The following is an 8758-nucleotide window of genomic DNA, read 5'->3' as shown; positions in this document are numbered from 1 at the left end:
GGCGCGCCATACAAACTAAAAAGGCCCCACTCGAAAGAGTGGGGCCTTTTTAGTTTGTATGGCATGTTTGTGGCGAAAGAACGTCTCTGTTCGACAGACGCGTCAGCGTTTGGGCCAAGCCACAGGCGCAGCCTCGCAGGGGCATTAACAGGCCTGAGCCTGTTAATGGTCAATCGTCTGCTGCCAGCTCCCATCTGATTTTTGGTTTAGTCCTAGAAAGAGTGGGGCATTTATTTTGTATGGCCGGTGTCCCCCGTTAATGATGAAGAGCCAGAGCCGGCCGTTCTAAGCTCTAGTTTGCTAGAACTAGTCACCAGCCAATCTTGCCGTATGGAGATTGGCTGGGTGGTTCGTATTAGTCGCAAGACTCAGTAGCGGTATCGACCCTCCAGATATACGGTGCGCGCAGGCTCTATCGTTGCACGGTAGCCGCCGACGTCGAGCAGGGTGGCGGCAGAAGCGCCCATTGTCGTTTCGTCACTCAGGTTCTTGCCCACCAGTGCTACGTTCCAGCGACCGTCGTCAGCCCCAATCTGGAGGCGACCGTTGTAGCGCGTAGTGGCTTCCTGAAAACCGCGCGGATCGAGGTCTGACGAGGTAAAGTGGTCATCTTTGTAGTTGGCGTCCAGGGTTAGGCCCAGCAGGAGATTGCCCGGTAAAGGAGTCGTGAAATGGGTAGAAAGCGTGCCCGTCCATTCGGGTGTCTGCACATTTTCCATGCCGGTTAGAACACACGAACCGTCAGCGTTGCTGTCGCTGCGTCCGACGAAGCAGGGGCCGTTGTTGTATTCCGTCCATTCAAAATCCAGGTAGGCCACAGCGCCAGTAAGCTGAAACCAATCCGTGACTAGCCAGCGGCCGTCCAGCTCGATGCCCTGGGTAAGCGCCTCCCCGGCGTTCAGTACGTTAAAGGCTGAGGAGCCATCGTAAACGCTGACCTGCATGTCGGTGTATTCAACGTAAAACAGAGCAATGTTCAAATCAGCTGTACCCTCGGCCAGCGTCATCTTTGCGCCAATTTCCCAAGCATCGGCGAGCTCGTCGTCATACTCGTAATTGCGGCCACCGCCATTGAACTCGTCACGGTCGTTATTGCCGCGTGCATCGTAGGAGCCGGATTTCGCGCCTTCCGTGTAGCTGATGTAGGTCATCATCGTATCGGTGGCATCCCACTGAAGGTTGACCAATGGCAACAGGTTTGAGGCTTCGCGCTCGCCGTCCAGGCTGTGTGGATTGATGCGCAGGTTGTCCAGCAGGATCAGCGTGGCTGGATCTGCCGCGCCGCGATTTTCATCGTCATAGATGCGGAATTCGCGAGAGGAGGTTTTCTCTTCCTCTACCTTGCGCAGGCCAAAGGTGGTGCGCAGTGTTGGTGTCCAGTTGAGCGTAAACTGAAAGAAGGCTGACCAGGCTTCCGTGTCGACATAAAAGTCTCTGTCGATATAGGTGTCCACTACAACCTGGGTGTCGATAGCGCAAATGCCCGTGGGTTGAACGCCGCCGGTGCGAACTTTCAGCGGGCCTTCTTCGTAAAAGTGCAGATCGTTCTGCTGGTAGAAAACGCCTGCGATGTATTCCACAAAACCGCCAGTGGGGGAGGTGAAGCGCAGCTCCTGGCTGAACTGGTCGTAGTCTTCCGTGCCGAAAATATAGAGGGTGTCGAAACTGCTGGAGTCGGCATCGAACAGGTCTGCAGAATCGTATCCGGTTTTTGAAGTAACGCTGGTCAGGGTGCCGGCCTCAAGGTGCCAATCGATATTGAGCGTGGCGTTGTAGGTATCAATTTCTCCCTCTTCGGGGGCGTCGGCAGCGCGCCGCCTGTTCATCTCGGTATCTTCCCCTGAACAGCGGGTTAGGGCGCTGTCGCGGGTCATTTCGTAGGTGCGGCCGGTTTGTTTGCGCGTGGACTTTTCCAGTTTCAGAGTGCTGTCCATCGTATCGTTTGGGGCGTAGGCCAGTGTCAGTCGCCAGGCGTCTTCGTCGACAGCGGGTTCGTCGCGATCAAGTACTTCGTTGTACATATAGCCTTCTTCTTCGCGTACCCGGCCTGCCAGTCTGAAGCCGAAACTGTCGGTCACCGGCACGGAAACAGCGCCGCTGATTTCCTGCTTGTCGTCGTCAGAGCGACCGGTCAAGGCGCTCAGGTCAAACTCAAACTCCTGGCCGGGTTTGGCGGATATCAGGCTCAGCGCACCGGCAATCGCGTTCTTGCCAAACAGTATCGACTGGGGCCCTCGCAGTACCTCCACTCGCTCCAGATCCATAAAGGCCGAGCGGGTTTGGTGTGGTCGCCCGAGGTGAACGCCGTCAGCAAAAATCCCCACCGACAGTTCAAAGCCCTGGTTGGAGCCAGAGCCGACACCGCGCATATAGATGTTCGGGATAAACCCGGAATCCACGAGTTTGAAGTTGGGTGCGTATTCGGATAGATCGCTGAGGTTCTCGATACCCGCATCCGCAAGGCGGTCACCGCTTAGGGCGGTGACTGATACCGGCACGTCGGTCAGGCTTTGCGAGCGCTTTTGAGCGGTCACGACAACCTCTTCCAGTTGTCTGCGTGGTGCATCGCCCTGTGGCTGGGCCATCACGCTGCTCGCAGCCAATGCGGCCAACAGGGGCGTCGTAACTTGCCGGGAGAATCGTTGGGTTTGCTTGTGCTGCGGGCGTAGAGCTGGGGGCTGGGTCACGTTAGAGTCCTCTATAAATAGAAAAACTTTCTAATTAATATTCGGCAACTGTACTTTTATAATATAAATGTGTCAAACTTATTGAAACTAAGTTGAAAAGTAGCTGTCGACATGTCGGTATCCTCCGCGACTGGAAACACGATGAGCAAGACGGATCGCACACGTATGCGGCTGGTGGCAGCCGTGCGCAAAGAGCTGGAAAGTGCCGGGAGTTTCAATGCCGAGAAGGTTGCTCGGCGCGCCAAGGCGTCTACCGCCACTTTTTACAATCACTTCGAGTCGCAGGACGAAGCCTTTGATGCCGCTTATCGGGCGCTTATGGATGATCTGGTGCGTCACGTGACCGAGGGGCTGAAAGTGGAGACATTGCTGGATATTGGTCTTGAGGAATTCGCGGCGTTATGGGTTGCGGGCTGTGTGCGCTTTTTTCGTTCAAATAGCGTTCTGTTTGCCATTGCTCAGGCGAAGGCCTTGAGCTCAGCTGCGGTGCGTGAGGTTTACGCAGAAAGCGAAAAGCGGTCGATTGACCACTGCGAGCGCTTTGTACGGCTTGGCCAAAGCGCGCGACTTTTCAGAGCGGGAGACGCGCGCGACATTGCGCGGGCAATGATGATTTTGTCTCAGGGCTACAACAATCCGGCTGTACTGCAAATGGCCCCCGGTGATGCCCTGCACCGCGAACTGAGTGGCGTTATCGCCCGTCTGCTCGAAAACACTGACGATTGATCGGAGAATTAAACGTGAAACCCTGGATTCGCGCGCTGATCGCGCATGTCATTATTTTTACGCTGGCCGGCGCCGTTGTGGCGGCAGCCTGGCCTTCCTCGGTGGAATTTGCCGGCTGGCCCTTGTTTGCGGTCTGCGCGCTGCTTGGATTTGTTGTGCAGTGGGTGGTGTTCATTCCGTCCTATCTGGCCCAGACAGAACACTATTTCGATCTGACTGGCAGTCTGACCTACATCACGCTTGTAATCATCGCGCTGGTATATGGCAATGCTGATCCGCGCTCGCTCCTGTTGGGAGTGTTGGTACTGATCTGGGCCGGGCGCCTGGGTTCGTTTCTCTTTCTACGCATTCGCCGGGCCGGCAGAGATCCGAGGTTTGATGCCATCAAAGTGCTCTTTCCACGTTTTCTAACCACTTGGAGTTTGCAGGGGCTTTGGGTCTTTCTGACGCTAGCCTGTGCGCTGGCGGCAATGACTGGCGAGCAGAGTCGCCCTCTGGGGCTGGTAGGCCTTATTGGTTTGCTCGTGTGGCTTTGTGGTTTTGCGATCGAGGCCGTTGCCGACAGGCAAAAAAGCGCCTTTCGCAATGATCCAGCCAATACTGGGCGTTTTATTCAAAGTGGACTCTGGGCCTGGTCACGGCATCCTAATTACTTTGGCGAGATTGTGCTGTGGGCGGGGGTGGCCATCATTGCTTTCCCGGTTTTGCAGGGTTGGCAATATGTGACCTTGATCTCGCCGGTTTTTGTTGCCTTGCTGCTTACCCGCATCAGCGGTGTGCCTTTGCTTGAGCAACGGGCCGATAAAGAGTGGGGTGACAACCCTGAATACCAGCGCTACAAAGCGGCAACCCCCTCTTTGATACCGCGCCCTCCCAAATCTAAATAACCCACCATCCAAAGATTGCTGACAAGGATTTACCATGCCAACAACCTTAGTGCAGCGTGTTCACAGCACGCTCCCTGAAAACGACGAGCACCCCTATCGCAGTGGGGCCTGGACGCCCAATTTTGAGGAATATACCGCGACGGATCTGGAGGTCATTGGCGAGATCCCCAAGGATATCAACGGCGTTTATCTGAGAAACACAGAAAATCCGGTACACACGTCCATCGGCAAATATCACCCCTTCGACGGTGATGGCATGTTGCACATGATGCGCTTCTCGAAGGGTGAAGTGGAATACCGCAATCGCTTTGTGCGTACCCGCGGCTTTGAGGCCGAAGCGGAAGCGAACGGCCCGCTGTGGGTGGGTATGGCCGGCAAACCTGAAAAATCCAAACGTCCCGGCTGGGGAGCCCATGAGCATTTGAAAGATTCCTCGTCAACGGATGTGACCGTGCATGCGGGAAAAGCCTTGTCGACATTCTGGCAGTGTGGCGAGGGCTACCGCCTTGATCCCTACACGTTGGATGCATTGGGTATTGAGGCCTGGACGCCAATCGATGGCATCTCGGCCCACCCCAAGGTTGATGAGAGCACCGGTGAGCTGCTGTTTTTCAATTACTCCAAGCACGCCCCCTACATGCACTATGGTGTGGTGGGCGCGGATAATCGCCTCAAGCATTATGTGCCGGTTGAACTACCGGGGCCGCGTTTGCCTCACGATATGGCTTTTTCCAAAAACTATTCGATTCTGAATGATTTTCCGATGTTCTGGCATGAGGAACTGCTGACGCAGAATATGCATGTGCCGGTGATGCACGACATGCCATCGCGCTTTGCCGTAATTCCCCGATATGGAAAAGCAGAAGATATACGTTGGTTCGAGGGCGCCCCCACCTACGTACTGCATTGGACCAATGCCTGGGAAGAGGGCGACGAGCTGGTGCTGGATGGCTACTTTCAAAATAATCCGGAACCGCCACCACTGGATTTTGGCCCGGAGAAATACCGACACCTGTATGCCTTTCTCAATATGCACGAGGTCAAACCGCAGCTACACCGCTGGCGCTTTAACCTGAAAGACGGCACTACGCGTGAAGAGGTCTTGTATGACAAGGATTACGTGGAGTTTGGCACCATCAATCAACAATACGCCGGTGTCAAAAATCGCTACGTTTACAGTACCACGCTCAAGAAAGGCTGGTTCCTGTTCACCGGCCTGATCAAGCACGATCTCGAAACGGGGGCGACACAGCGCTATGAATTTGGTGACGAAGTCTACGGTTCCGAAGCGCCGTTTGTGCCTCGCGACGGCGCAAAGGACGAAGACGACGGCTATCTGGTTAGTTTTCTGACGGATATGAAACGCAATCGATCCAGCTGCGTGTTGCTGGATGCAAAAAATATCGAGGCGGGTCCGGTGTGCGAGATTGTATTACCGCACCGCCTATGCAGTGGCACACACGCCTGTTGGGCCTCGGACCAACAAATCACCGGAGGCGCTGGTTGAATTTAGCCGCAGGCTTTGTAGCTGGCAGGAGACGGATAAATGAGTGAAGTATTTATACTCGGTGGAGCGCAAACCGACTTTGGCCGCAACTGGACGCGGGACGACAAAACCCTTTTCGATCTGTTTGCGACAGCGGTGAACAGTGGTTTGGACGCGTGTCAGTTGGAAGCCCGTGAGGTTCAGGTGGGGCATGTGGGGAATTTCGTCGCCGAGCTGTTTACCGGTCAGGGTATGCTCGGCGGATTTTTCGGCCATGTGCACCCGGATTTTGCGGGTATGCCAGCGTCGCGTCACGAAGGGGCTTGCGCTTCGGGTTCGTTAGCGATGCTCGCGGCAATGCGCGATATCGAGAGCGGGCACTACGATCTGGCGTGTGTTGCCGGCGTTGAGCTGATGCGCAACGTGCACGGTGATACTGCGGCTGCCAATCTAGGGGCTGCCTGCTGGGTCGGCCGCGAAGCGACGCAGGTCAAGTATGTGTGGCCGGCCATGTTTTCTGATCTGGCTGAAGAATATGATCATCGTTACGGACTGAAGCATGAGCACCTGGGAGAGATTGCCCGAATCAACTTCAGTAATGCCAAACGCAACCCCAATGCACAAACACGCAACTGGGCGTTTACCGGCAACAGCTTTTCTCAGGATGATCGAGATAACCCCGTCGTAGAGGGATGGATGCGCCGTCAGGATTGCAGCCAGATTACCGACGGAGCAGCTGTTGTCTTCTTGGCATCAGCGGAGAAGGCCAAAGCATACGCCGATAAACGCGGCATTTCTCTGGACTCGCTGCCCCGTATTCTGGGCTGGGGGCATACCACAGCACCGATGCTGCAGCAGACCAAAATAGAAGCAAGTCGTGATCAGGAGTATGTTTTTCCCTGGACCCGAAAAGCGATTACCGACGCCTATCAACGTGCAGGGATCGCAGGTCCCGAGGCGCTGGATGCCATTGAGCTTCATGACTGTTTTACGATCACCGAATATATGGCCATTGAACACTTTGGGATTACCGCGCCGGGTGAGGGGTGGAAGGCAGTGGAAGAGGGGGTTGTCGCCTTTGATGGGCGGCTACCCATTAATCCCTCCGGTGGCTTGATCGGGCAGGGTCATCCGGTGGGTGCCACTGGCATCCGCATGGTCTTGGATGCGTGGAGGCAGACCACGGGAAATGCTGGTGATATGCAGATTGCCGGCGCGAAAAAAGTCGCTACCTATAATGTGGGGGGCTCTGCCACCACGAACGTGTCTTTTGTAGTGGGAGTGGATTGAGTATGGCGGATGCGTATATTTATGATGCTGTGCGTACGCCGCGTGGCAAAGGACAGGCCGCAACCGGCGACAAGCCAGGAGGTTCGCTCAGTTCCATCGCACCACATACCCTGGTGTCCCAACTGATTGATGCACTGGCCGAGCGCAATGGCGACGAGGCAATCGGTAGCGTCGAGCGCTTGCTATTGGGATGTGTAGGACAAGTGCGCTCCCAAGGGGGGCATATTGCGCTGGTCAGTCGTTTGGCCTCGCAATTACCAGACACCGTGGTTGCCAAAACCCTGAACAATTACTGCGTCTCTGGTCTCAGTGCTGTTGGGGAATCATCACTGTGGGCGCAGGCCGGACAACCGGGACTGAGCCTGGCTGGTGGTGTGGAAAGTCTGTCGCAAGTACCCTTTATGGCGGATAAAGCGGCCTATTATCTCAATGACGAATTACGGCGGGAATTGCGTTGGGCCCTGCCCGTGATGGGGGCTGAGCTTATCGCCAGTCTTGAGGGCTACAATAAAGCCGAGCTGGATGCGCTCAGTTTAAACTCTCATCAGCGCGCCAGCGCAGCGTGGGAAAAAGGTTACTACGACAGCAGTGTGATACCAGTACATCACGCTGACGGCAGTGTGGCGCTTGCCCAAGACGAATGGGTACGCAACGATTTAACGCAAGAGAAACTTGGAAAACTGCCGCCAGCTTTTGCCGAAATTGGCGCGGCCGAAGCGGATGCCATGATGTTGGCAGCCTATCCGCAATTGAAATCGATTAACCACCTGCACTCAGTGGCAAATTGCCCCGGACTGTCTGATGGCGCAGCGTTGGTGCTTACAGGGTCGAAAGAGGCGGGAGCTGCGTGTGGTCTGAAGCCTCGCGCCCGAATTCGAGCTTACGCCGAGTGTGCCGGTGATCCGGTTATTCAGTTCTCTGCCGGATTTGATGCGATGCAACGCGTCTTGGATCAAAGCGGAGTCAGTCTGGCTGAACTGGACCTGATAGAATTTATGGAAGCCTTTGCGGCGACTCCTTTGAAGTTTTTGCGCAACTACGAGGTCGATTCCGACAAGGTAAACGTCAATGGTGGTCTGATTGCCATCGGCCATGCTCTAGGTGCCACAGGCGCATCGCTGGTGGCGACGCTGTTTCACGAGCTGGAGCGGCGAGACGCCCAGCTTGGCATGGTTGTTTGTCTGGCAGCCGGGGGGATAGGTTCGGCGATGATTGTGGAGCGTACCTAAAGGAGTGTCGCTGAAATAGTGCTGTCGATCGTGCGCTTCCAGCGCCTTCCCGTCTTTGGAGGATGCGGTGCAAATGCCTGCCCTCCGTATCCTCGGTGCCGAGCTGAACCTGGCAGCCTTATGCACAAGTCCACAAGTCGCCTTCCTTGCAAGACAGGCGCCCCTCCGTGTTAAGGTCTACCGTACCTATAACTAACCAAGAGGGAGAACTGCATGACATTTACACGCACACTTGCAGCGGCTGGCTTGGGATTGTACGCATCTGCCGCCAGCGCGGTCGATTGCACAGCACCCGAAGCACCTCAGGTAATTGACGGCAAGAACGCCAGCGAACAGGAAATGCTCGAAGCCCAACAGGCGGTCAAGGGCTTTGTCGCCAAAGGCCGTCAATACATTGGTTGTCTGAAAGCGGAAGAACAGGCATTGGGCGACGATGCGGCGGAGGAGGCCAGC

The 8758-nt window shown here is 55.6% G+C and carries 7 protein-coding genes; 6 read left to right on the top strand and 1 reads right to left on the bottom strand.

Annotated features, from left to right (window positions below; genetic code table 11):
- Positions 1–368 precede the first annotated feature (368 nt).
- Positions 369–2687, bottom strand: a complete 2319-nt coding sequence (locus tag ABYP39_RS15125) for a TonB-dependent receptor (protein ID WP_372783355.1) — start codon at positions 2685–2687, stop codon at positions 369–371.
- A 141-nt stretch (positions 2688–2828) separates the two neighbouring features.
- Between ABYP39_RS15125 and ABYP39_RS15120 the strand changes: the two genes are divergently transcribed.
- The 6 genes from ABYP39_RS15120 to ABYP39_RS15095 all read left to right on the top strand — a co-directional run.
- On the top strand, positions 2829–3413 hold the full coding sequence (locus tag ABYP39_RS15120; RefSeq protein ID WP_372783353.1) for a TetR/AcrR family transcriptional regulator: 585 nt from the start codon (positions 2829–2831) through the stop codon (positions 3411–3413).
- A 14-nt stretch (positions 3414–3427) separates the two neighbouring features.
- Entirely contained in the window at positions 3428–4300 is an 873-nt protein-coding gene (locus tag ABYP39_RS15115; RefSeq protein ID WP_372783351.1) for a DUF1295 domain-containing protein, read from the top strand.
- Positions 4301–4334: 34 nt separating this feature from the next.
- Positions 4335–5807, top strand: a complete 1473-nt coding sequence (locus tag ABYP39_RS15110) for a carotenoid oxygenase family protein (RefSeq protein ID WP_372783349.1) — start codon at positions 4335–4337, stop codon at positions 5805–5807.
- A gap of 39 nt (positions 5808–5846) precedes the next feature.
- Positions 5847–7076, top strand: coding sequence for an acetyl-CoA acetyltransferase (locus tag ABYP39_RS15105; protein WP_372783347.1), 1230 nt, complete (start codon positions 5847–5849; stop codon positions 7074–7076).
- A gap of 2 nt (positions 7077–7078) precedes the next feature.
- On the top strand, positions 7079–8305 hold the full coding sequence (locus tag ABYP39_RS15100; RefSeq protein ID WP_372783345.1) for an acetyl-CoA C-acyltransferase: 1227 nt from the start codon (positions 7079–7081) through the stop codon (positions 8303–8305).
- 213 nt (positions 8306–8518) lie between these two features.
- Positions 8519–8758, top strand: a 240-nt coding sequence (locus ABYP39_RS15095) for a hypothetical protein (protein WP_372783343.1), incomplete at its 3' end; no start/stop codon positions are given.

Origin of the sequence: Litorivivens sp., assembly GCF_041625495.1 — a bacterium.
In the GTDB taxonomy this organism is placed as follows: Bacteria; Pseudomonadota; Gammaproteobacteria; order Pseudomonadales; family Spongiibacteraceae; genus Litorivivens.
This window is presented reverse-complemented; position numbering and strand designations above follow the sequence as displayed.

What these genes read in the sequence shown, in the direction of transcription:
- ABYP39_RS15120 (WP_372783353.1), top strand. Translation starts at nt 2,829, where the DNA reads ATGAGCAAGACGGATCGCACACGTATGCGGCTGGTGGCAGCCGTGCGC.
- ABYP39_RS15110 (WP_372783349.1), top strand. Translation starts at nt 4,335, where the DNA reads ATGCCAACAACCTTAGTGCAGCGTGTTCACAGCACGCTCCCTGAAAAC.
- ABYP39_RS15105 (WP_372783347.1), top strand. Translation starts at nt 5,847, where the DNA reads ATGAGTGAAGTATTTATACTCGGTGGAGCGCAAACCGACTTTGGCCGC.
- ABYP39_RS15100 (WP_372783345.1), top strand. Translation starts at nt 7,079, where the DNA reads ATGGCGGATGCGTATATTTATGATGCTGTGCGTACGCCGCGTGGCAAA.